Genomic DNA, 20,498 nt, shown 5'->3' with positions numbered 1-20,498 from the left:
GCCGTGAATCATCATCGGCCGCCCTCCGAGGTCGCCTCGCCGAGGGTCACCTCGACGGTCTTGGGGTTCTTGCCCTGGTCGTCGGTGTAGGTCACCTTGACCTTGTCGCCGGGACGGTGCGAGCGCACCGCGGCGATCAGCGAATTGCCCGAATCCACGATCTGGTCATCGAGTTTGGTGATGATCGCGCCCTTCGGGATGCCCGCCTTCGCGGCCGGGCCGTCGGGCGACACGTCCAGCACGCGCGCGCCGTTCGCGTCGTCCTGGCCCTTCACGGTGATGCCGATCTGGGCGTAGGTCGCCTTGCCGTTCTTGATCAGCTCGTCGGCCACCCGGCGCGCGGTGTCCACCGGAATGGCGAAGCCCAGGCCGATGGAACCGCTCTGCGCGCCCGCCGATTCGGCGGTGCCCATGGTGGCGATGGCGGTATTGATGCCGATCAGCTTGCCGTCCATATCGACCAGCGCGCCGCCGGAGTTGCCCGGGTTGATGGCCGCGTCGGTCTGGATGGCGTCGATGACGGTGCCCACCGAACCCGCCTCGCCGCTGGTCGAGACCGGCCGGTTCAGCGAGGACACGATGCCGCTGGTGACCGTGCCCGCCAGGCCGAGCGGCGAACCGACGGCCACCACGCCCTGGCCCACCGCCAGATTGGCGGACGAGCCCAGCTCGATCGGCTTGAGATCGGTCTTGCCGCTGACCCGGATGACCGCGATGTCGGAGATCGGATCCGCGCCCACCACGGTCGCCGGGGAGGTCGAGCCGTCATTGAAGGCCACGGTCAGTTTCGCGCCCTGACCCGCGCCGCTGACCACGTGATTGTTGGTGAGAATGAGGCCGTCCGTGGACAGGATCACGCCGGAGCCCTCGCCCTCGGCGCGCGTGCCCTGCACCTGGATCATGACCACGCTCGGCAGCACCTTCTGCGCCACGGCCTGCACCGAGCCCGCGGGCGCGGGTTCGGCCTTGCCCTTGCCGACCGGCTGATCGAGCGCATTGGTCGCCACGGGGGTGTTGTTGTTGTGGTCGACCAGCGCGACCACGCCGCCGCCGATGCCGCCGCTGAGCAGCGCCAGCACGATCGCGCCCGCGACGAGGCCGGTCCTGCCCGACCGCTTGGGCGCGGGCTGGGCACCGTAGGGTTGACCCGGTTGACCCGGCTGGCCCGGAATCACCTGTGTCGGATGCTGTCCCGTCGCGTACCCGGCCCCCGACGCCGCGTACGCCTGACCGTAGGCACCGGTGGGGAACTGCTGGGTGCCGACCGGGATCTCCTCGGTCGGCTGGCGGCCCGCGCCGTACTGCTCCGAATAGGGCTGTGCGCCACCGAAAGCCGCGCCGTAGGGGCCCGGGGCACCGCTCTGCGGGCCATAGGGACCGCCCTGCGCGCCGTAGGCCGCGCCGGGCAGGATCTGGGTGGCCGGATCGGGCGAGCCCGAACCCGGTTGTCCCACAACGCCGTAACCCGGCGCACCCGGGCCGCCGTAGGCCGGAGTCGAACCCGCGGGCGGCTGGGGAGCACCGGCCGGAGGCTGGGGCGCACCCGGCGCGTTCCCGGCGGCCTGTGGCGCACCGCTCGCCTCGGGCTCACCCTGCGCCTGCGCGGCACCGGCGGAAAAGTCCTGTGCCGCACCGAATCCCGGTGCGGCCTGAGATCCGGGCTGAGATCCGGCCGCGGCGGCCTTGGCCGGATCGGAGAAGCCGTCGAAGGGCTGGGCGGGCTGGGACCCGGTCTCGGACGCGGGAGCCCCGGCGGGGTCACGCTGGGGCAGGCCCGACGCGGTGGCTCGAGGCGAATCGTCGGCAGGCGCGTCGGGCGCGACGAAGGGCTGGTCGCCTCCGGTCGCGGGCGGGTTCGGCTGGGCGGACTGGCCCTCGGGCTGGGTGCCCCGCTGGTTCGAATCCTCGGTCATTTCTCGTTTTCTCCTCGAGTCTCGTCGCCAAGCCTGGCGGGAACGACTGAGAGTGGACTGAGACCGTGCTTGCTTTTCGCCGAGCTTTCAGTTGTCCGCCACCACGGATCGCGGCGGTGCGCCTTCTCCAGGCAGCACGATACGGATCAAAGCGCCGCCGCGGTCGGAAGTATCGATGTTGATGGTGCCGCCGTGTTTGGTCACCACCTGCTTCACGATGGCCAGGCCCAGCCCGGAACCGGGCATGGAGCGCGAGGCGGTGGTGCGGTAGAAGCGCTCGAACACCAATTCGCGTTCGGCGGGCGGAATGCCCGGTCCGGCGTCGTCCACCACGAACTCCAGCAGCCCGCGCCCGTTCTCGCGCATGGTGACGAAGACCTTCGCGCCCTCCGGACTCCATTTGGCCGCGTTGTCGAGCACATTGAGCAGCGCGCGCTCGAGGCCGGGCTCGTCGCCGTAGACGAACCAGGGCCGCAGGGTGGCCTCGAATTCGATTCCGGTGCGCCGCCGCCGGACCCGTTCCAGCGCGCGTTCGGCCACGTCGCCGAGATCGATCTGCTCGTAGACGGTTTCGGGCGCGTCCTCGCGGGCCAGGTCGACCAGATCGCCCACCAGCGTGGACAATTCCTCGATCTGAGCCATCACGTCGGAACGCAATTCGGCCATGTCCTCGTCGGGAATGCGGGGCGCGCCCGGCCGCGAGGAGGCGATGAGCAATTCCATATTGGTGCGCAAAGAGGTCAGTGGCGTCTTGAGCTCATGGCCGGCGTCGGCCACCAGTCGCCGCTGGCGTTCCCGGGATTCGCCCAGGGCCCGCAGCATGGTGTTGAAACTCTCGGTGAGCCGGGCGAGTTCGTCGTCACCGGTGACCGGGATGGGGGTCAGGTCGTCGGTGCGGGCGATGCGCTCGGTGGCGGCGGTGAGCCGGGCGATGGGCCGCAAACCGGTGCGGCCCACGGTGGTTCCGGCCGCGGCCGCCACGATGACCCCGCAGCCACCGACCACGAACAGCAGCCAGGCCAGCCGGTCGAGCACCTCCTTGGTGGGTTGCAGCCGCTGCGAGACCACCAGGGTGGACCCGGAGTGGGTGCGCCGCGCCAACACTCGCTGATCGTCGACGGTGCGCAGCGAGAAGCCGATCTCGCCGCGGGCCACCGCGCGCTCCTGATTGCCGATGGGCGGAATCGTGGTCTGCGGCGGCACGTATTGCGACTGGTCCGGGAAGACCAGTGCCACACCGACATCGCTGGAGTACAGCCCGGCGAACACCAGCGACTGGAAGCCCAGGCTGTCGAGATTGTTGTCGATCATCACCGAGGCCCGCGCCCGCAGTTGCGAATCCACGTCCGCGTACAGCGAGCGCGCCACCATGGCGTAGGCGGCGATCGAGGTGAAGGCGACGGCCACGGCCACCACCGAGGCGGCCAGCAGCGTGACCCGCCAGCGCAGTGAGACCGACCGGGTCAACGGCATCGGCGGTCGCAGTTCGACGGCCTCCGTCCGCGCGGACCCGAGTCCGGCCACCACCGGGCGCCGGGGAACGGTTCTACCCACGAGCACGGCTCCTACGGCGGGGTTTCGCGCAGCACATAGCCGACGCCGCGCACGGTGTGGATGAGCCGCGGTTCACCGTCGGCCTCGGTCTTGCGGCGCAGGTAGCCGATGTACACCTCGAGCGCGTTGCCGGAGGTGGGGAAGTCGTAGCCCCACACCTCCTCGAGAATGCGGCTGCGGGTGAGCACGCGGCGCGGATTGGCCATGAGCATTTCCAGCAGCGAGAACTCGGTGCGGGTGAGGCTGATCTGGCGGTCCCCGCGGGTGACCTCGCGGGTGACCGGATCCAGCGAGAGGTCGGCGAAGGTCATGGCCTCCGAGCCGAGGTCGGCGGCGTCGCCGGAGGCGGTGCGGCGCAGCAGCGCGCGCAGCCGGGCCAGCAGCTCCTCGAGCGCGAAGGGCTTGGGTAGGTAGTCGTCGGCGCCCGCGTCGAGCCCGGCCACGCGTTCGGAGACCGAATCCCGTGCGGTGAGTACCAGAATCGGCAGATCGTCGCCGGTGCTGCGCAGGCGGCGGCAGACCTCGAGGCCGTCCAGGCGCGGCATCATCACGTCGAGCACCAGGGCGTCGGGTCGCTGACTGGCGGTCTTCTCCAAGGCGTCCAGACCGTCGACGGCGAGGTCGACGGTGTACCCGTTGAAGGTCAGCGAGCGACGGAGCGATTCACGGACCGCCCGGTCGTCGTCGACTACCAGAATGCGCATGGCAACCAGTCTGCCCACACCGACTGAGAGGTCACTGAGAAGGGCGAGAACGACACGCCGGGCGGGTCGGGCAGGTGACCTGCGACTTTCGCGAGGTTCGACCCCGCAGTGGTTGCGATGTCACCCAAATTCTCACGAAATGCGTTGCGGCAACGCCGCATTCGAAATCTAAACCATCAAGTCGCCCGAATTGCCGTTACTCAGCTCACGCGGTATGTTGCAGGCCGTAAAAGAAGACCTCTAGTTGGTTCCGCGCGGGTTCGACCCCAAAGCCGTACAACCGCATACGTACCCGGGGGTCAATCGTGAAAGCGGAGGCGACGGAAGCGGGATGGAAGCAGCACCCCGGTCCTGGCAATTCAGCCTGTCCAACTGGCCCGTTACCCGCAAGGTCGGGATCGTGCTGGTGCTCCCGGTGCTCCTCGCCGCGACGTTCGCGGTACTGCGCATCAACAGCGAATTGCAGACCATTTCGAAACTGAGCGCGGCGACGGACCAGATGGACGTCCTGCACTCCACCGTCCAATTCATCACCTCCACCAATGATCTCGCGGTCGCCGCGATCACCGGCGGCAATCAGGATGTCGACCCCGCGCTCGACGCCGCCACCGCCAAGTTCGATCAGGTCACGGCGGCGCTGGAGACCACCATCAAGACCTCCAACGCCGACCCCGCCGTCGTCAAGGAACTGGGCACCTCCATGGCGGTGGCCAAAACGATGCGCAACAGCCTGCGCACCAGCTCGCCCCAGACCATCGGCGATCAGGCGGACGAGGTGCAGACCCGGATCCAGACCGCGCTGTCCAACTCCATCACCGTCGGTGACCTCCGGGTGCAGCAGTCCTTCCTACAGTTCGGCGCCGCGCTCACCGCGTCGCGGCTGCTCACCCAGGAGCGCGTCATGCTCGCGGTGCCGGGCGCGGGCAGCAATCCGGCCCTGCGCACCAAGCTGCTCACCGCCATCGGCGCCGAGATCACCATGATCGAGGTGTACCGCGGCCTGGTGCCCGACGCGGCGCAGAACGCCAACGTGCTCAAGGACAATGCCGGTGCGCGCGTCGGCATCCTCATGCAGAACGTGCCCGACCCGGGCAGCCTGCCCGCCATGCAGGATTCGCTGCGCACCAGCGCCGACGCCTACGCCAAGGAAGTCTCCACCGTCGCGGACTCCATGGACGGCAAGCTGTCCCAGCTCACCACCGAGGCCCGCAACAACGTCCTGCGCGACACCTCCATCGTGATCGGCATGCTGCTGGCCGGTCTGGCGCTGGCGCTGGTGGTGGCCCGCTCGCTGGTCGTCCCGGTCCGCCGCCTGCGGCGAGATGCCTTGCAGGTGGCCCACATCGACCTGCCGCAGGAGCTCGAGGTGGTGCGCGCCGGCGGCGCGACCCCGGAGATCACCCCGGTCGACGTGCACACCACCGAGGAGATCGGGCAGCTGGCCCGCGCCGTCGACGACATCCACTCCCAGGCGCTGCACCTGGCCGCCGAGCAGGCGCGACTGCGCCTGCAGATCGGCAACATGTTCGAGACCCTTTCCCGCCGTAGCCAATCCCTCGTGGAGCAGCAGCTGGGCCTGATCGAGGAGCTCGAGCGCGACGAGGACGACTCCGAACGCCTGCAGTCGCTGTTCCGCCTCGACCACCTCGCCACCCGCATGCGCCGCAATGGCGACAACCTGCTGGTGCTGGCCGGAACCGCGCTGCGCCGCGGCCATCTCGCGCCGGTGCCGCTGTCGGACATGCTGTGGTCCTCGGTCTCCCAGGTGGAGGACTACCAGCGCGTCGAGATCGGCACCGTTCCCGACGGCATCGTCGCCGGTGAACCGGCCGTCGACATCGAGCATCTGCTGGCCGAGCTGATCGACAACGCGCTGCGCTACTCCCCGCCCACCACCCCGGTGGCGGTGTCGGTGGCGCGCGCGGTGGACGGCGGCTATCTGATCGAGATCACCGACCGCGGCCTGGGCATGAACGCCGAGGATCTGCAGGGCATCAACGACCGCCTGGCCTCCGGTGGCGAGGTCAATGTCGAGACCGCCCGCCGCATGGGCCTTTTCGTGGTCGGCCGCCTGGCCAAGCGGCACAACATCACCGTGAGCCTGCGCCGCACCTCGGCCATGGTGCAGCAGCCGGGCATCACCGCCAGCGTGCATCTGCCGGGCAGCCTGGTCTCGCCCGCGCCGGAGCGCGGCGGGGATCCGACCGGGCAGTATCCGGTCGGGACGGCGCTGCCGGTGCCGCCCGCCACGCTGGCCTCGGGCCCGATTCCCATGCCCACGGGCGCGAATTCGCTGGCCACCGGCCCGAATCCGTTGGCAACCGGGCCGGTTGGGCTGCCGTCCGGCCCGGCCTCGGCCCCGCAGCCGGTGATCACTCCCCCGCGGCTGACGCCGGTGCCGAACCTGCCCGAGCCCGCCGCGGCCACCACCACCGGGCGCTTCACCACCAGTTCCGGCCTGCCGCAGCGCAAGCCGGGTCTGGACTCCGGTGAGCAGCCCGCGGTGCCGGTCGCCTTCCGCGGGGAGACGCAGCCGCTGCCGGATCGCTTCTCGGACGGCTTCACCGACGCGTTCGCCGAACCCGACGATGCCCGCGCCTACGGCGTGACCGCGCTGCGCCCGGAACCCGAGGCGACCGAACGTCCCGAACCGCAGCCCGCCCCGGCCCAGATGGACTTCTGGGGCGAGGCCCGCACGCCGGAGGGCGAGACCGAGGTACCCGAGCCGGTCACCCCGATCACGGGGAACGGCAATGGTTCCGGATACGTCTACAGCGCCGAGGCGGAGAGCGCCGGAACCTCGTTCGGCAATGGCTACAGCGCCTTCGGCACCGGTGAGCATCCGGTCGCCCGACCCACCGAGAACGGTTATGTGGTCGGCAACCAAGGCAACCCGGGCAACCAGGGCAGTCGAGACGTTCGCGGCAACGAGGCCGCACCCGCCGCGCCGCGGCCGAGCGCCCCGCAGCCCGGACTGCGTCCGGTGGGCGGGGCCCCGACCCCGATCTACCAGCGCATGGTCTCCGAGTGGCTGGTGGAACCGGCCGCCGGGGAACAGGACGGCGCGGCATGGTCGTCGAATTCGGACGCCGGCTGGGCCGCGGCCGAGGAGGCGGCCAACCCGATCACCAGTAGCCGCACCCAGGGCGGACTGCCGATCCGGCAGCCCGGAGCCCAGCTGGTGCCCGGCGCCGTCGCCCAGGAGGACGACGGCGAAGGCCGCAATCCGGAAGAGATCCGCAACAGCCTCTCCAGGCATCTCAGCGGTGTCCGCTCCGGGCGGGCCGACTCCCAGTACAACGACGGAGGGCATGCATGACCGACACCCAGCGCACCACCACCGATGAGAATCTGAACTGGTTGGTCACCCGCTTCACCCGGGAGGTTCCGGGCGTCTCGCACGCCGTACTGGTCTCCGCCGACGGTCTGCTGCAGGCCACCAGCCCGCACCTGCCGCCCGATCGCGGTGAGCAGCTGGCCGCGGTGACGGCGGGTCTGGCCAGCCTGTCCGCCGGTGCCGCACAGCTTTTCGAGGGCGGCAAGGTGATGCAGTCCATCGTCGAGATGCAGCGTGGCTACCTGCTGGTCATGAGCGTGGGCAATGGCTCGCACCTGGCGGTGCTGGCCAACAAGCAGCACGACATCGGCCGCATCGGCTACGAGATGGCCCTACTGGTCGACCGGGTCGGGTCCGTGGTCTCGGCCACCGCCCGCACTGCCTAGATGAGCCGCCCATGACCAATCCCCTTGGCGGTGGCGGTAACCGGCCACCGACCACACGAGTTCGTCCCTACGCGTTGACCTCGGGCCGCACCGAGCCCGCGGTCGACCTGCCGCTCGAGGCGGTCGTCGAAACGCTGTCCTATACCGCCCATTTCGATTGGCCGGCCGGTGACGTGCGCACCGAGATCCTGCGCCTGGGCACCGCGCGGCTCTCGGTCGCCGAGATCGCCGCGCACCTGGGTCGGCCGCTGGGCATGATCCGGGTCGTCATCGGCGATCTGGTGGTGGCCGGAACCCTGCGCGTGCATTCGACCTTGAGCGATCAGGCGACCTTCGACGAGCGGCGCTCCCTGATGGAGAGGACCCTGCATGGGCTCCGGGCCCTTTGACGGCGGCGGGTACCCGGGCGGTGCGCAGGGCACCCCGGCGTACTCGACCGGTCAGGTCCCCGCGTACACCACCGGGCAGTTCGCCAACCCGACCCTGCCCTTCCCGCCGCGGCCGGGCGAGGAGGCCCGCACCGCCTCGACCAAGATCGTCGTGGCGGGTGGCTTCGGCGCGGGCAAGACCACCTTCGTGGGCGCGGTCTCGGAGATCGTGCCGCTGCGCACCGAGGCCATGGTGACCGGCTACTCGGACGGGGTCGACGACCTCGCCGCCACGCCGGGCAAGGAAACCACCACGGTGGCCATGGATTTCGGGCGCATCATCCTGCCCGGCAACCTGGTGCTGTACCTGTTCGGCACGCCCGGACAGCGGCGGTTCTGGTTCATGTGGGACGACCTCATCAAGGGCGCCATCGGCGCGGTGGTGCTGGTCGACACCCGCCGCATCGAGGACAGCTTCGCGGCCGTCGACTTCTTCGAGGCCAAGTCGCTGCCGTTCCTGATCGCGGTCAACCGCTTCCCGGACGCGCCCCGCTTCCCGGTCGCCGAACTGCGCGAGGCGCTCAGCGTCCGCGAGGGCGTGCCGATCGTGGACATCGACGCGCGCGACCCGGCCGAGGTGCGCCGCTCGCTGGCCGCCGTCACCGAGTACGCGATCGAAAGGCTGATGGCGGCGCAACGCGAAAACGCCGGGCGCTAGGGAGAACCGAGATGATCTATTTCTCGATGGGCTACTGGGTCATCGCGCTGGCTCTGATCGTGTCCTTCGCGGGGGCGGCGTGCGGGCTGGCCTGCATCCGGCAGTCCACCAAGTCGGTGACCCAGCGCTTCCGGCTGGTGTGGCTGTTCGTGGCGGCCGTGTCCATCGGCGGGGTCGGCGTGGCCATGCCGATCTTCGTGTCGATGCTGGGCTTCGACGTGAAGGGCACCCCGCTGCGCTACGAGACCACCTCCATCACGCTGTTCTCGGTGTTGGCCGCGGCGACCGTGCTGGTGGCCCTGCTCATCAACGGCAAGCGCCTGGTCTGGTGGCGGCTGCTGGTCGCCGCGGGCGTCATGGCCTTCGGATTCGGTGACGTACACCAGTTGCTGCTCAGCGCGATTCGCATCCAGGGCAGCGTGGACCGCAGCCTGGTGTCCTCGGTCGCGGTGTACGTCATCGCGTTCGTGCTCTCGGCGCTGACCCTGTGGTTCAGCCTCTGGGTGGGGTCGGTGCCGATGGTGCTGGCCGGTGCGCTGGTGTACGCGATCCTGGTGACCGGCATGCACTACGCCGGACTGACCGGGCTGCAGGTGCACGTGGATCCGTCCGAGCCGGTGCCGCACGGGAATGTGCTGTTCACCTTCTTCGTGCCGTTCTTCATCATCGGCACGCTGTCGCTGGCGGTACCGATCACGGCGATTCTGGTCGCGCCGGATCGCCGGGAGGCGCGGCGGCCGGAGTCGGATCGAGCAGACCGAACAGTTCACCCTGTGGGGCGGCCATGATGGCCATGCGGCCGAACGGTCCGTCGGTGGCCGACATGAGCACCGTCGCACCCAATTCCACCGCCCGGGCGATGCCGGCGTCGATGTCCTCGAACTGGAACCAGGTCAGCCAGTAGGGCACCTCGGCCGCCACGCCGTTGACGCTGTCGTCATTGATGCCGCCCACCGAATCGGTCCCGCCCGGCGCGGTGAAGGTGGCGTAGCGCATGGCCTCGTCGTCGAATTCGGTGAAGGTGAAGCCGAAGACGTCGCCGTAAAAGCGCTTGGCGGCCTCGAAATCGCCGGTGTGCAAGTCGTTCCAGACGTACGCGCCGTGCTCGTTGAACACCGCCGCGCCGTCGTGGGCCCGCGCCTCCCAGACCGCGAAGGGCGCGCCGGAGGCGTCGGCGGCCACGAACATGCGGCCGAATTCCATGACGTCGAAGGCGGGTACGAGCAGGCGGCCCCCGGCGGCGCTCACCTGCTCGGCGGCCTTGTTCGCGTCGGCCACCGCGAAATACGTGGTCCACACCGAGGGCACCCCGGCCTCCGGTTTGGGCCCGATGCCCGCGACGGCCTGCCCGTCGCGCAGCGCCATGAGATAGCCGGCGTCGTCTCCGCTGCCCTGGACATCCCAGTCGAACAGCGCGGCGTAGAACTCACCGGCCTTGGCCGGATCGTCGACCTGACAGTCGACCCAGCACGGTGTGCCCGGGGGCCAAGCCTCCTTGCGTACAGGCATCGGTCATCTCTCCATTTCTGAAATATCAGTGACGCAGCTCACAAATTGCCCTCCAGTCAACCACTCTCGATCACTCACCGCGATGGTTCTGCGCGCGGCGCGAGCGCGGGACGGCGGAGCGCACCTTCGCGCGGGCAAATCGGGCAGAGCCCCACCCCGGGCGCGGGTGGCGAATTACAGTGGGAGTCATGCGATTCGGGCTGGACTACGCCGCGGGTCGGCCCGCCCCGAGTGCCATCACCACGGCGGGCTACGACTTCGTGGTGCGCTATCTGTCCGAGGGCGGCCCCACACTTCCGGGCAAACTGCTCACTCCCGCCGAAGCGGACGACCTGCGCGCACACGGCATTTCGATCGTTTCCAACTGGGAGACCACCGCCACCCGCATGCTCGACGGCTACGGCGCGGGCGTCACCGACGCGCGGGCGGCGTTGGCGCAGGTGCTGCGCTGCGGCGGGCGGCCGGATCGACCGGTCTACTTCTCCGCCGATTTCGACGCCACGCCGCAGCAGCAGGTGCCCATCGACGCCTATCTCGACGGCGCGGCCAGCGTCCTCGGGCGCGCGAATGTCGGTATCTACGGCGGGTATTGGCCGGTGAGCCGGGCGTTGGACAGCGGGACCGCCACCTGGGCGTGGCAGACGGTGGCCTGGTCCGGCGGGAATGTGGATCCCCGCATCGCGATCTTCCAGACGGGCGAACAGGTGACGGTCGACGGGGTGCAGTGCGATGTGAACCGAACCGACCGAGCCGATTTCGGCCAATGGGATGTGGAAACGGAGGAACCGGACTTGACACCCGAGCAGGACCAAATTTTGCGCGACATCCAGACCCAGTTACGCGGCCCCGGCCTCAGCGGCTGGCCCCAGCTGGGCACCGATGCCCAGGGCCACGACCGGACGGTCGTCGACGGGCTGGCCGCGGCACTCACCAAGATCGACGAGCTGCGCACCGAGATCAGCGATCTGGAGGCCACGACCGCCGAACTCGAGCACGAGGTGGCCCGGCTGTCCGGGCAGCATCGCTGGCCGTTCCCCTTCTCGCTGGTGGAGGGTCCGGCCACGGTGGTCGCCGATCAGCTGGCAAAGCTCGAGCAGTTGCTGCCCGGGGTGCCGCTGCCCGGCTGGGGCGTCGGCCCGAACGGCGATTCGGCCAAATCGGCCGAGAGTGGACATGCTCCGGCGGCGAGTGCGTCTAATCCGGTATCCGACAGCTGAATTGGGTGATTTGTCGGATTTTCTCCGGCGTCCGCGCATCGCCCGAGCACCGGTCGAAAACCGGGAAAACAGTCGCTGAACTGGGCGCGAACGGCCCTGGAAGCTGCCCTGAAGTGGCGATGAGCGGGTTCTTCTGTGATCAGAAGAACCCGCCCTCAAGGCACGAGAATACCGTCGCCAGGCTACGAGTTCACAACTTTGGGAAGACTTTTTCGCACGCCCGGAACTCGCGACCGCCCGGTTCACACATCGGCAACACTCGAGCAGATCTCTGGCGGGACAGCAACTTCGGGGTTATTGTCGGCCTCGTCCGATCTATTGCTCCGGTTCCAAACGAAGGAGGCCCTCGTGGCCGTCAACGTGGTACTCGACAAAGCTCTCGACAAGGCCTACGAATCGAAGTCTCTCGACGATCTGCTGGCCGCGCCGCCCTCGGCGCTCGCCGGTCTCACCGAGAAGCACGACGCCCAGCTGCTCGAGGCGCTCGGCGTGAAAACCATTGCCGATCTGGGTAAGAACAAGTATTTCCGACTCGCCGCCACGCTGGTGGATCTGGCCGCCAAGGAAGGCTGAGACAACCGAGTGCGGGCGGACGCGGCCTGATCGGTCAGAGCTTGCCCGGGTCGATCAGCCCGCGTTCCACCGCCCGCGCCAACCTGCGCGGTATCCGGTACTCGACTCCCCCGACTTTCACCGGAATCAGATCCGGCGGGGTCGCCTTCCACTGCGAACGTCGGCTGTGGGTATTGGCCCGCGACATTCTGCGCTTCGGAACGGCCATTGTCAGTTCTCCTTCTCGGTAGCCGAATCACGCGTGCCGCGAACGCGTTTGCCATAGCGGCGCTCGAACTTCTCCACCCGGCCCGCGGTATCGAGCACGCGCTGATTGCCGGTCCAGAACGGATGCGAATCCGAGGTGACGTCGACCACCAGCAGCGGATAGGTATTGCCGTCCTCCCATTCGATGGTGCGGTTGGACACCGCGGTGGAACGGGTCAGGAAGCATTTGCCGGTGCTCACATCCTGGAAGACCACCGGATGGTAATCGGGATGGATTCCCTGTTTCATCACTTCACCTTTCGTTGTTGCGATTGCCGCCATCTCCGACGGCGGGCGTGGACCTGGTTGTGTCGCAGGGCTCTTCGTGCTGATCGCCGAACGGATCGGTCCACAGCGCGACGCGTTCGGGCGCGAAACGCACCTGCCGCAGTTCGTCCTCGTCCACCAGGGCCCAGTGCAGCGCGTGGCGGATCTCGTCGGCGTCCGCGTCGGCGACCAGGATCACCAGCGAGGTGTGCCGGTCCCCGAACTCCTCGTGCCAGCGCAGCGACGCCAGCGTGTGCCGCTCCGGATCGACCTCGTCGAGTTCCCGGGATGTCATGGCGGCCAGCCACTTTCCCGCGCCGCCGACCCGCAGTCCGCCACCGGCCGACTCCAGCCACACCACCTCGTCGGGCTGGGTCGCCAGCCACACCCGCCCCTTGGCGCTCACCACGCCGTCCAGCAGCACGTCGATGGCCGAGTGCAGTCGATCGGGGTGAAAGGGGCGGTCGGTGGCGAATTCCACCAGTGCCACACCGCAATCCGGCTCCAGCGGCGGTTGTCCGGCCAGCAGCGGCGCGTGCGGATCGAACGGCGCGCCGCGGCGTGCGTCGGCCGGCACTCGGCGATGCAGCCAGGCCAGGTCGTCCACGCCCAGGGCGGCGGGTTCGGCCACCCAGGCGACGGGGGCGCGCGGAGCCAGCCGGGCCAGCACCGCGGCGGTGCGCTCACGGTCGAGCAGATCGGCCCCGCCGTCGAAAGCCACCAGGGCATCGGCGAATTCGACCTGGCCGACGGCCAGCTGCGCGATGGTTCGATCGTCCTCGGCGGTGGCGTGGCCACCGTGGCCGAGCCGCGAATGGAAACAGTCGGCCAGGGTCTCGTCGCCGGTGGCGTCGGCCAGCCAGTCCCGCGCGTCGACACAGGTGACGACGCCGTCGATCCGTACGCTGCGCCCGGCGGGTCCGTCGACCCGGCCCACCACGCCGGTGACCGGCACGTCATTGATGGCCTGGCACACCGCTTCCGCCTCGAAGGCCGGGTCCAGCGCGAGCACGATGCGCCGCACCGAATCCCGCTCGGCCAGCAGGCACAGATACGGCAGCAGGTCGGCGCGCAGCGTGCACGAGACGCAGCCGTGCGCGAGTTCCAGCACGGTGACGCTCTCGCGTCCGTCGATCCGGACGATGCGCCGCACCACGCCCTGGCGCAACTCGCTCAGGTCGTGGCGAACCACGACCGTTCCGGGCTTGCCGCCCAGCAGGAGGGCGGCCCGTTCGACGCCCTCGGCGGCGCGGCCGGGGAGTCCCGCGAGGACGAGCACTGGCTTGGGTTGGGACGGCACCGATCCCCCTTTCGACAATGATTTTCAATTACCGGGGACTCAATGTACCTTGGAATAACTTCGTTGTCGAAAACGATTGTCATCAACGTCTACCACCGGAAGGGAGTGCCCATGTCGGCCATCTGCCAGGTCACCGGCCGCAAGCCGGGCTTCGGCAAGTCCGTATCGCACTCGCACAAGCGGACCAACCGGCGCTGGGACCCCAATATCCAGCGCAAGACCTACTACCTGCCCAGCGAGGGGCGGCGCATCACGCTGACCGTCTCCGCCAAGGGCATCAAGGTCATCGACCGCGACGGCATCGAAGCGGTCGTCGCTCGCCTGCGCTCTGCTGGCCAAAAGATCTGAGCCGGCGAAAAGATCTGAAAGGACAACCATGGCATCGAAATCGACCGACATCCGGCCCGTCATCAAGCTGAAGTCCACGGCCGGGACCGGCTACACCTACGTCACGCGCAAGAATCGGCGCAACGACCCCGACCGCATGGTGCTCGAGAAGTACGACCCGGTCGTGCGCAAGCACGTCGACTTCCGTGAGGACCGCTGACGTGGCGAAGAAGTCGAAGATCGCGAAAAACGAAGAGCGCAAACTGATCGTGGCCCGCTATGCCGAGCGGCGTGCGGAACTCAAGGAGATCATCCGCAAGCCGAGCAGCAGCGACGAGGAACGGGCGGCCGCCCAGTCCGCCTTGCAGAAACTGCCCCGGGATGCCAGTCCGGTACGATTGCGCAATCGGGACGCCGCGGACGGACGCCCGCGTGGTCATCTCCGAAAGTTCGGTCTCTCGCGTGTGCGGGTTCGCGCGATGGCCCATCGGGGAGAATTGCCCGGTGTGCACAAATCGAGCTGGTAAGCATCCACGATCCGTGAGTGAGGAACCGCTGACATGGCAGTGAAGCGAGCACCGTCGAAGAAGGTCCGCGCCGAACAGGCCCGCCGCCCCAAGAAGAATCCCCTGATCGCCGCCGGTATCGAGACCGTCGACTACAAGGACGTGAACCTGCTTCGCACGTTCATCTCCGACCGCGGCAAGATCCGCAGCCGCCGGGTGACGGGACTGACCCCGCAGCAGCAGCGCCAGGTGGCGGTCGCCGTCAAGAACGCGCGCGAGATGGCGCTCCTGCCGTTCACGAGCCGCTAGCGGTTCGACGGTAGCGACGAAAACAGAAGAGGCTCCGATGCTTTCGCATCGGAGCCTCTTTCTTTCATCCCAAAATCTTTGGCGCGGTGCCGATTACGGGATGGTCAGGACCTGGCCGGGCTGGATGTTGTCCGGGTTGTCGATACCGGAGGCGTTGGCGATTTCCTGGTAGCGGTTGCCGTCGCCGTAGAAGCGCTCGGCGATGGCCCACAGGGTGTCGCCCGGCTCGACCGTGTAGGTCTGGGCGGCGGGCGGCGGCGGGGGGACATCCTCGACCGCGGCGGCCTGGGTCTGGGCCGGTTCCGGCGCGGGGAGCGGGTTGTCGGTGTTGGTGCCCGAGCTCCACAGGGCGGAACCGTCGGTGCCGTACAGCACGACATTGCGGTCGGCCTGAACCACCAGGCGGTCCGCGCTCTTGCCATTGGTCTCGGTGGACCAGGCGGCGCCGTCTTCCTTGTAGAGCACGAAGTTGCCGTCGTCTTGCAGGGTGGCCCGGACGACGCCCTGGCCATTGGTGCCGGAAGCCCACTCGACCTTGCCGCTCGGGTCGGACAGCACCAGGTTGCCATCATCTTGCAGAGTCAGGGTGTAGGCACCGCCTTGCAGCGCCTCTCCACGACCGAGTTCTTCGCCGACCTTCAACGAGTCGCCCACGGTGCGTCCTTTCGGGAGGGGGTGATCATGAGATAAGCCGATGGCGCGGAACTGCATTCGCACATCTAGGACAACAGTAGCCATCCCGCACCGGTCACCGCACTGTTACGCGCCGGTTCTGCGAAGATTTCGGCGTGTCTTCGCCGGAAATTCGCCAGCGGGTCGAATCGGGCCTTCGTAACCGGCCGTACGGTCCTGGGACACTAGGGTGTCAGCCATGTACGGGACCAGGGGACGCCGCCTGATCGCTGCCGGCGCGGCCGCGCTGATCGGGCTCACCATCACCGCGTGCGGCAGCGGCGGAAACGGTGGCGACCAAGCGAAGACCACGACGGCCACCACCACCAATACGCCCACCGAGGCGCCTAACGGACAAATAGGACGCTCCTTCATCGCCAACCCGAATATCGTCGGCCCGCACAGCATCTCCTTCGACAGCTGGACCCGGCTCGCACCCGACAAGATCGCGGTGAACTTCCAGACCGGCTCCCCCGAGTGCTACGGCGTCGACGCGGCCGTCACCGAGACCTCGTCCAGCGTCACCGTCGACCTGAAGTCCGGCACCCTGCCCGAGGCGGTCGGCAAGATGTGCACCATGATCGCCGTCTTCGGCACCCTGGAGATCCAGCTGAAGGCTCCACTGGGTGATCGAAAAGTATTGAGCGCCAAATAGATCACGGGAACAAAGAAGGGTGCGGATCGCTCTCGCGACCCGCACCCTTCATCGATTCCCTTGTGCTGCTCGGCTATTCGCTCAGTGCGCGAAGTGACGCGAACCCGTCAGGTACAGCGTGACCCCCGCCTCGCGGCAGAGCTCGATGGTGTCCTTGTCGCGGATCGAGCCGCCCGGGTGCACGATGGCGCGCACGCCCGCGGCCACCAGGATCTGCGGGCCGTCGGAGAACGGGAAGAAGGCGTCCGACGCGGCCACCGCGCCCTTGGCCCGATCCCCGGCGCGCTCCACGGCCAGCTTGCAGGAGTCGACCCGGTTGACCTGCCCCATGCCGACGCCCACGGCCGCGCCGTCGGCGGCCAGCAGGATGGCATTGGACTTCACGGCCCGGCAAGCGCGCCAGGCGAATTCAAGGTCGCGCAGGGTGGCCGCGTCGGCGGCCTCACCCGCGGCGAGGGTCCAGTTGGCGGCGCTGTCGCCCTCGGCGTCGAGGATGTCGCGCTCCTGCAGCAGCACGCCGCCGCTGACCGGACGCAGCTCCGCGCCCTTGCGCTGGGCCGGATCGGCGATGAGCACGCGCACGTTCTTCTTGCGCGCCAAGACCTCCACCGCGCCATTGGCGTAGGACGGGGCCACGATGACCTCGGTGAAGATGTCGGCGACCTGCTCGGCCATCTCCACGGAGACCTCGCGATTGGCCGCGATCACGCCGCCGTACGCGGAGACCGGGTCGGTGGCGTGCGCCTTGCGGTGCGCCTCGGCGATATCCGCGCCGACCGCGATGCCGCACGGGTTGGCGTGCTTGATGACCGCGACCGCGGGCTCGTCGAAGTCGTAGGCGGCGCGCCAGGCGGCATCGGCGTCGGTGTAGTTGTTGTACGACATCTCCTTGCCGTGCAACTGCTTCGCCTGCGCCAGCCCGGTCGGACCGCCCTGGTTGGTGTACAGCGCGGCGGCCTGATGCGGGTTCTCGCCGTAGCGCAGCACGTCGGCGCGCGCCCAGGTGCCGCCGATCCACTCCGGGAACTGCTGCGCCGCTTCGCCTTCCGGCGCGACGGCCGGAACCGCGACGCTGGTCATCCAGCTGGCGACGGCCACATCGTAGGTGGCGGTGTGCTGGAAGGCCTTGGCCGCCAACGCGGTCCGCTCGGCCAGGGTGAAACCGCCCTGCTGCACGGCCGCGATCACGGCGTCGTAGTCACCGGTGTTCACGACCACGGCGACCGACGGATGGTTCTTGGCCGCGGCACGCACCATGGACGGCCCGCCGATGTCGATCTGCTCGACGCACTCGTCGATGCTCGCGCCCGAGGCCACGGTCTGGGTGAACGGGTACAGGTTCACCACGACGAGCTGGAACGCCTCGACCCCGAGCTCGACGAGCTGGTCGACGTGCTCCTCCTTGCGGGTGTCGGCCAGGATCCCGGCGTGCACGCGCGGGTGCAGGGTCTTGACGCGGCCGTCGAGGGTCTCCGGAAAACCGGTCAGGTCCTCGACTTTGGTGACCGGGATACCGGCGTCGGCGATCTTGTTGGCGGTGGAGCCGGTCGAGACCAGCTCCACGCCGGCCCGATGCAGACCGGTCGCCAGTTCGATCAGACCGGTCTTGTCGTAGACGCTTACGAGGGCCCGCTTGATCGGCTTGCGTTCACTCACCGGAGAACTCGCTCATCTGGGATAACTGCCTTTCGTCCATCGGAGACAATGCCTCGGGTAGCGACGGCGGCGACGACCTCCGCCAGCAACCGCCGCTCCACGACCTTGATGCGCTCGTGCAGGGTGTCCTCGTCGTCGTCGGGCAGCACGGTGACCGCCTCCTGCGCGAGAATCGGCCCGGTGTCCACCCCCGAATCGACCAGGTGCACGGTCGAACCGGTGACCCGGACGCCATAGGCGAGCGCGTCCCGCACCCCGTGCGCGCCCGGGAACGCGGGCAGCAGCGCGGGATGGGTATTGATGATGCGACCGCCGAAACGGTCCATGAACGTGGGCCCGAGAATCTTCATGAAGCCCGCGGAGACCACCAGATCGGGCTGGAACACCGCGACCATCTCGGTCAGCGCGACATCCCATTCGGCGCGGTTCGCGAAATCACCCAGCGCGACCTTGAACGAGGAGACGTCGAACGCCTCGGCGTGGTCGGTGGCGGCGCAATCGCGGTCGACTCCGACGGCGACGACCTGGGCCGGATAGCCCGGCTCCCGGGTCGCCTCGAGCAGCGAGCGCAGCAGGGATCCGGTGCCGGAGGCCAGCACGACAATGGTCGCGGGCGCGGTCGGCGGCAGCAGCTGGGCGGGCGTGGACGTCAGCGCACTACTCCCTGGGTATCGGAGCGGGAAGGGACAGCGGGGTCGAATCCGCCGCCTAAAGAGTAACTATCGCCCGATTGCTACTTGTCCGGCAGGTCTCCCTCTACCACTTCCGCGTCCACGATGTCGGGGTTCTCGGCCGATTTCACAGCGGCGGCGGGCTCGTCGTGGTCGTCGACCAGTTCGGCCTCGAGCGCGCCGTCGAGGTCCTCGTCGTCGTACCAGCCGCCGTCGGCGTCGGGGTCGGCGGATGCGGGCGCGTCGGGGTCCGCGTCCTCGAATTCCTCGTCGTAGTCGTCGTATTCGTCCTCGTCGTACTCGTCGTCGTACTCGCCGTCGGCGTAGTAGTACTCGTCGTCCGCGTAGTCCTCGTCGTAGTAGTCGTCCTCGTACTCGTCATGGACGACCGCCGGTCCGCCGAACCACCGCGCGCCCAGCATGCCGACGTAACCCGGGACCGCGAGCCACACGAAGACCAGGGCCGCGACCACCAGATCCGGTGCGATCCGGCCGAAGGTGCCGAGCTCGCCCCCGGCCACTGCGCCCAGCAGCGCCACCACCACGGCCGCGACGCCCGCGGCGGTCAGCGTCGCCCAGGGCGCTGCCGCCCGATCCCGCGAGGTGCGACCGCAATCCAGTCCGGACAGCACGCCGATGGCCGCGGGCACGACGAGCAGCGCCAGCCACCACACCGACACCGGCACCGCGGGCACCGCCGCCGACACCGGCACCGCGGGCACCGGCGCGCCCTCGATTCGGAACAGGCTCAACGATCCCGGGCCGATGTGGACCTGACCGCCGACCAGCACACTCACCGCGTCGACCGCCACGTTCGGCAGGTAGGCCAACGACAGCACGGTCAAACCCAGTGCGCCGACCGGATTTCCGGCCGCGCGGTAGGTCTCGCCCAGCCGGGACCAGTGCACGAACAGCGACACCACGGTCACCACGGTCGCCGCCAGCAGCAATCGTCCCACCGCCAGCATGCCCGCCCGCAGGCCCGGAATCACCCAGTCCGGCAAGGGAATCGGCAATAGGTCGGTGAAGTCGCGCCAGCGCACCGCACCGATGCCGACGGCGGCGGCCAGCAGGTTCAGCCCGAGCACCCAGGCGAAGGCCGCCAGGGTGTGCGGCGGTTGCAGCGGCACCAGGGCCGAGGCGTCGTCGGCGACGGCCAGGCACACCGCGGTGATCAGCAGCGGACCGCCCACGGCCGCACCGACCACCCAGCCCAGTTCGTTGGTCTCGCAGTCGGAATCCGCGGCCACCGCGCTCTCGCGGGCCACCAGCCACAGCATGAGCGCGGTCGGCAGCAGCGGCCACAGCCCGATCCCGGTCTTGCCGATCACCAGCGGAACCTGGTGCACCGCAAGCCAACTCGCGGCTATGGCTCCGGAGGTCCCGCTCATCGGACTGCCCGCCGCCAACAGCGTGCCGTACACCAGGATGAAGATCACCAGCATGGTGATGGCCGACGGCCGCGCGGCCACCAGCATCAGCACCCGGGCGCGTTCGGGGGTCAGCGACCCGAAACCGCCGCCCCGCCGCGGGACCGGCGGTCGCGGCGACTCCTCCCGGAGCTCGGGGTCGCCCAGGCGAGCCAGGGCAGTTCTCGGGGCACTCATGGA

Annotated in this window: 23 protein-coding genes; 12 read left to right on the top strand and 11 right to left on the bottom strand. The window is 68.8% G+C overall.

Features of this window, described 5'->3' with window-relative positions:
* Positions 1 to 11: 11 nt before the first annotated feature.
* From VMT65_RS01940 to VMT65_RS01930, 3 genes are all read right to left on the bottom strand, one after another.
* Positions 12 to 1,412: a S1C family serine protease gene (locus VMT65_RS01940; protein WP_326307407.1), complete on the bottom strand. Its 1,401-nt coding sequence runs from the start codon at positions 1,410 to 1,412 to the stop codon at positions 12 to 14.
* A gap of 588 nt (positions 1,413 to 2,000) precedes the next feature.
* Entirely contained in the window at positions 2,001 to 3,386 is a 1,386-nt protein-coding gene (locus VMT65_RS01935) for a HAMP domain-containing sensor histidine kinase (protein WP_326307406.1), read from the bottom strand.
* Positions 3,387 to 3,478: 92 nt separating this feature from the next.
* Positions 3,479 to 4,171 carry a response regulator transcription factor gene (locus tag VMT65_RS01930; RefSeq protein ID WP_326306165.1) on the bottom strand — a complete coding sequence of 231 codons (693 nt, stop codon included), beginning with the start codon at positions 4,169 to 4,171 and terminating at the stop codon, positions 3,479 to 3,481.
* 331 nt (positions 4,172 to 4,502) lie between these two features.
* Here VMT65_RS01930 and VMT65_RS01925 point away from each other — a divergent pair, with 331 nt between their 5' ends.
* From VMT65_RS01925 to VMT65_RS01905, 5 genes are read left to right on the top strand one after another with little or no spacing between them, the layout of a single operon-like run.
* Positions 4,503 to 7,490 (top strand): sensor histidine kinase, encoded by a 2,988-nt coding sequence (locus tag VMT65_RS01925; RefSeq protein WP_326306164.1) that lies wholly within the window; start codon positions 4,503 to 4,505, stop codon positions 7,488 to 7,490.
* On the top strand, positions 7,487 to 7,894 hold the full coding sequence (locus VMT65_RS01920; RefSeq protein WP_326306163.1) for a roadblock/LC7 domain-containing protein: 408 nt from the start codon (positions 7,487 to 7,489) through the stop codon (positions 7,892 to 7,894). Before VMT65_RS01925 ends, VMT65_RS01920 begins: the two co-directional genes overlap by 4 nt.
* Positions 7,895 to 7,905: 11 nt before the next feature.
* Positions 7,906 to 8,283: a DUF742 domain-containing protein gene (locus tag VMT65_RS01915; RefSeq protein ID WP_326306162.1), complete on the top strand. Its 378-nt coding sequence runs from the start codon at positions 7,906 to 7,908 to the stop codon at positions 8,281 to 8,283.
* The gene (locus VMT65_RS01910; RefSeq protein WP_442790157.1) at positions 8,264 to 8,980 is read left to right on the top strand and encodes a GTP-binding protein; all 717 of its coding nucleotides are present in this window, start codon (positions 8,264 to 8,266) and stop codon (positions 8,978 to 8,980) included. Before VMT65_RS01915 ends, VMT65_RS01910 begins: the two co-directional genes overlap by 20 nt.
* A gap of 11 nt (positions 8,981 to 8,991) precedes the next feature.
* Positions 8,992 to 9,768, top strand: a complete 777-nt coding sequence (locus tag VMT65_RS01905; protein WP_326306161.1) for a hypothetical protein — start codon at positions 8,992 to 8,994, stop codon at positions 9,766 to 9,768.
* Here the strand turns inward: VMT65_RS01905 and VMT65_RS01900 are convergent.
* A complete protein-coding gene (locus tag VMT65_RS01900) occupies positions 9,674 to 10,489 on the bottom strand; it encodes a VOC family protein (RefSeq protein ID WP_326306160.1) in 816 nt (271 codons plus the stop codon). The genes VMT65_RS01905 and VMT65_RS01900 overlap by 95 nt on opposite strands.
* 188 nt (positions 10,490 to 10,677) lie before the next feature.
* Here VMT65_RS01900 and VMT65_RS01895 point away from each other — a divergent pair, with 188 nt between their 5' ends.
* Positions 10,678 to 11,706 carry a DUF1906 domain-containing protein gene (locus VMT65_RS01895; protein ID WP_326306159.1) on the top strand — a complete coding sequence of 343 codons (1,029 nt, stop codon included), beginning with the start codon at positions 10,678 to 10,680 and terminating at the stop codon, positions 11,704 to 11,706.
* Between the two features lie 348 nt (positions 11,707 to 12,054).
* A complete protein-coding gene (locus tag VMT65_RS01890) occupies positions 12,055 to 12,279 on the top strand; it encodes a hypothetical protein (RefSeq protein WP_326306158.1) in 225 nt (74 codons plus the stop codon).
* Between the two features lie 34 nt (positions 12,280 to 12,313).
* Here VMT65_RS01890 and rpmF read toward each other — a convergent pair whose 3' ends face one another.
* The 3 genes from rpmF to mrf are packed head-to-tail and all read right to left on the bottom strand — an operon-like array spanning position 12,314 to position 14,092.
* The gene (rpmF, locus tag VMT65_RS01885) at positions 12,314 to 12,487 is read right to left on the bottom strand and encodes a 50S ribosomal protein L32 (protein ID WP_326306157.1); all 174 of its coding nucleotides are present in this window, start codon (positions 12,485 to 12,487) and stop codon (positions 12,314 to 12,316) included.
* A gap of 2 nt (positions 12,488 to 12,489) precedes the next feature.
* A complete protein-coding gene (locus tag VMT65_RS01880; RefSeq protein WP_326306156.1) occupies positions 12,490 to 12,774 on the bottom strand; it encodes a type B 50S ribosomal protein L31 in 285 nt (94 codons plus the stop codon).
* A 4-nt stretch (positions 12,775 to 12,778) separates the two neighbouring features.
* Complete coding sequence (mrf, locus tag VMT65_RS01875; RefSeq protein WP_326306155.1) at positions 12,779 to 14,092, bottom strand: ribosome hibernation factor-recruiting GTPase MRF; 1,314 nt, start codon at positions 14,090 to 14,092, stop codon at positions 12,779 to 12,781.
* A 111-nt stretch (positions 14,093 to 14,203) separates the two neighbouring features.
* Here mrf and rpmB point away from each other — a divergent pair, with 111 nt between their 5' ends.
* Genes rpmB through rpsR form a run of 4 tightly spaced genes read left to right on the top strand, consistent with a single transcriptional unit; the run spans position 14,204 to position 15,234 of the window.
* Positions 14,204 to 14,440: a 50S ribosomal protein L28 gene (rpmB, locus tag VMT65_RS01870; RefSeq protein ID WP_326306154.1), complete on the top strand. Its 237-nt coding sequence runs from the start codon at positions 14,204 to 14,206 to the stop codon at positions 14,438 to 14,440.
* A gap of 28 nt (positions 14,441 to 14,468) precedes the next feature.
* Complete coding sequence (rpmG, locus tag VMT65_RS01865) at positions 14,469 to 14,639, top strand: 50S ribosomal protein L33 (RefSeq protein ID WP_326306153.1); 171 nt, start codon at positions 14,469 to 14,471, stop codon at positions 14,637 to 14,639.
* A 1-nt stretch (position 14,640) separates the two neighbouring features.
* Positions 14,641 to 14,946 (top strand): 30S ribosomal protein S14, encoded by a 306-nt coding sequence (gene rpsN, locus VMT65_RS01860; protein ID WP_326306152.1) that lies wholly within the window; start codon positions 14,641 to 14,643, stop codon positions 14,944 to 14,946.
* Between the two features lie 33 nt (positions 14,947 to 14,979).
* Positions 14,980 to 15,234 carry a 30S ribosomal protein S18 gene (rpsR, locus tag VMT65_RS01855; RefSeq protein ID WP_011211513.1) on the top strand — a complete coding sequence of 85 codons (255 nt, stop codon included), beginning with the start codon at positions 14,980 to 14,982 and terminating at the stop codon, positions 15,232 to 15,234.
* Between the two features lie 93 nt (positions 15,235 to 15,327).
* Here the strand turns inward: rpsR and VMT65_RS01850 are convergent, their stop codons facing one another.
* A complete protein-coding gene (locus VMT65_RS01850) occupies positions 15,328 to 15,888 on the bottom strand; it encodes a LysM peptidoglycan-binding domain-containing protein (protein ID WP_326306151.1) in 561 nt (186 codons plus the stop codon).
* A 217-nt stretch (positions 15,889 to 16,105) separates the two neighbouring features.
* On the opposite strand from VMT65_RS01850, the gene VMT65_RS01845 reads away from it, so the two are divergent.
* A complete protein-coding gene (locus VMT65_RS01845; protein ID WP_326306150.1) occupies positions 16,106 to 16,561 on the top strand; it encodes a hypothetical protein in 456 nt (151 codons plus the stop codon).
* Positions 16,562 to 16,642: 81 nt separating this feature from the next.
* Here VMT65_RS01845 and purH read toward each other — a convergent pair whose 3' ends face one another.
* The 3 genes from purH to VMT65_RS01830 form a co-directional block, all read right to left on the bottom strand.
* Positions 16,643 to 18,217, bottom strand: a complete 1,575-nt coding sequence (gene purH / locus VMT65_RS01840; RefSeq protein ID WP_326306149.1) for a bifunctional phosphoribosylaminoimidazolecarboxamide formyltransferase/IMP cyclohydrolase — start codon at positions 18,215 to 18,217, stop codon at positions 16,643 to 16,645.
* On the bottom strand, positions 18,214 to 18,870 hold the full coding sequence (purN, locus tag VMT65_RS01835; protein ID WP_326307404.1) for a phosphoribosylglycinamide formyltransferase: 657 nt from the start codon (positions 18,868 to 18,870) through the stop codon (positions 18,214 to 18,216). Before purN ends, purH begins: the two co-directional genes overlap by 4 nt.
* Before the next feature lie 80 nt (positions 18,871 to 18,950).
* Complete coding sequence (locus tag VMT65_RS01830) at positions 18,951 to 20,495, bottom strand: cell division protein PerM (protein ID WP_326306148.1); 1,545 nt, start codon at positions 20,493 to 20,495, stop codon at positions 18,951 to 18,953.
* Positions 20,496 to 20,498 lie beyond the last annotated feature (3 nt).

This window comes from Nocardia sp. CDC153, assembly GCF_035818515.1.
Taxonomy (GTDB): domain Bacteria; phylum Actinomycetota; class Actinomycetes; order Mycobacteriales; family Mycobacteriaceae; genus Nocardia.
Note: the sequence above shows the minus strand (reverse complement) of the source record. Positions and strands in the feature narration are given on the sequence as shown.

What these genes read in the sequence shown, in the direction of transcription:
- VMT65_RS01935 (WP_326307406.1), bottom strand. Translation starts at nt 3,386, where the DNA reads ATGCCGTTGACCCGGTCGGTCTCACTGCGCTGGCGGGTCACGCTGCTG.
- VMT65_RS01930 (WP_326306165.1), bottom strand. Translation starts at nt 4,171, where the DNA reads ATGCGCATTCTGGTAGTCGACGACGACCGGGCGGTCCGTGAATCGCTC.
- VMT65_RS01925 (WP_326306164.1), top strand. Translation starts at nt 4,503, where the DNA reads ATGGAAGCAGCACCCCGGTCCTGGCAATTCAGCCTGTCCAACTGGCCC.
- VMT65_RS01920 (WP_326306163.1), top strand. Translation starts at nt 7,487, where the DNA reads ATGACCGACACCCAGCGCACCACCACCGATGAGAATCTGAACTGGTTG.
- VMT65_RS01915 (WP_326306162.1), top strand. Translation starts at nt 7,906, where the DNA reads ATGACCAATCCCCTTGGCGGTGGCGGTAACCGGCCACCGACCACACGA.
- VMT65_RS01910 (WP_442790157.1), top strand. Translation starts at nt 8,264, where the DNA reads ATGGGCTCCGGGCCCTTTGACGGCGGCGGGTACCCGGGCGGTGCGCAG.
- VMT65_RS01905 (WP_326306161.1), top strand. Translation starts at nt 8,992, where the DNA reads ATGATCTATTTCTCGATGGGCTACTGGGTCATCGCGCTGGCTCTGATC.
- VMT65_RS01900 (WP_326306160.1), bottom strand. Translation starts at nt 10,489, where the DNA reads ATGCCTGTACGCAAGGAGGCTTGGCCCCCGGGCACACCGTGCTGGGTC.
- VMT65_RS01895 (WP_326306159.1), top strand. Translation starts at nt 10,678, where the DNA reads ATGCGATTCGGGCTGGACTACGCCGCGGGTCGGCCCGCCCCGAGTGCC.
- rpmF (WP_326306157.1), bottom strand. Translation starts at nt 12,487, where the DNA reads ATGGCCGTTCCGAAGCGCAGAATGTCGCGGGCCAATACCCACAGCCGA.
- VMT65_RS01880 (WP_326306156.1), bottom strand. Translation starts at nt 12,774, where the DNA reads ATGAAACAGGGAATCCATCCCGATTACCATCCGGTGGTCTTCCAGGAT.
- rpmB (WP_326306154.1), top strand. Translation starts at nt 14,204, where the DNA reads ATGTCGGCCATCTGCCAGGTCACCGGCCGCAAGCCGGGCTTCGGCAAG.
- rpmG (WP_326306153.1), top strand. Translation starts at nt 14,469, where the DNA reads ATGGCATCGAAATCGACCGACATCCGGCCCGTCATCAAGCTGAAGTCC.
- rpsR (WP_011211513.1), top strand. Translation starts at nt 14,980, where the DNA reads ATGGCAGTGAAGCGAGCACCGTCGAAGAAGGTCCGCGCCGAACAGGCC.
- VMT65_RS01845 (WP_326306150.1), top strand. Translation starts at nt 16,106, where the DNA reads ATGTACGGGACCAGGGGACGCCGCCTGATCGCTGCCGGCGCGGCCGCG.
- VMT65_RS01830 (WP_326306148.1), bottom strand. Translation starts at nt 20,495, where the DNA reads ATGAGTGCCCCGAGAACTGCCCTGGCTCGCCTGGGCGACCCCGAGCTC.